The sequence below is a fragment of the Streptomyces capoamus genome (genome assembly GCF_014654935.1).
Taxonomy (GTDB): Bacteria; Actinomycetota; Actinomycetes; order Streptomycetales; family Streptomycetaceae; genus Streptomyces; species Streptomyces capoamus.
The window spans coordinates 479,881-480,245 of the sequence record NZ_BNBF01000003.1 but is presented as its reverse complement, the minus strand read 5'-3'; the positions used below and the strand labels follow the sequence as shown (position 1 = coordinate 480,245).

General features: G+C 71.0%; 1 protein-coding gene. It reads right to left on the bottom strand.

All coding sequences use genetic code 11. From position 1 onward, the window contains the following. On the bottom strand, positions 1-337 hold a 337-nt coding region (locus tag IE312_RS08155; RefSeq protein ID WP_229899318.1), incomplete at its 3' end, for an NmrA family NAD(P)-binding protein. Positions 338-365: the final 28 nt, after the last annotated feature.

Below are 365 nucleotides of genomic sequence, written 5' to 3'. Positions count from 1 at the left end.
TGTTCCTGTGGGCGCTGCCCACAGAGCTGAACACGAAGTGCTCCACTCCGGCTTCCGCCGCGAGGTCCACCATGAGCCTGCCCTGGGCCACTTCTCCCGCGTAGCCGGCACCGAAATACTGGGTCACACAGAAGACTCCGTCCACGCCGGCCAGGGCCGCGCGCAGGGATGCGGCGTCCCCCAGGTCCCCGGCCACCACCTGCGCGCCCTGATCCGCCAGCACACGAGCGGCCTGCTTGCCCGGGTCACGCGTCAGCGCACGCACTGGCCAACCGGCCTGCAGGAGATGCCGGGCGACTGCACCCCCTTGCTGGCCCGTGGCTCCCAGGACCAGCACCGTGAGGCGCCGCTCGTCCGCTTCTGAC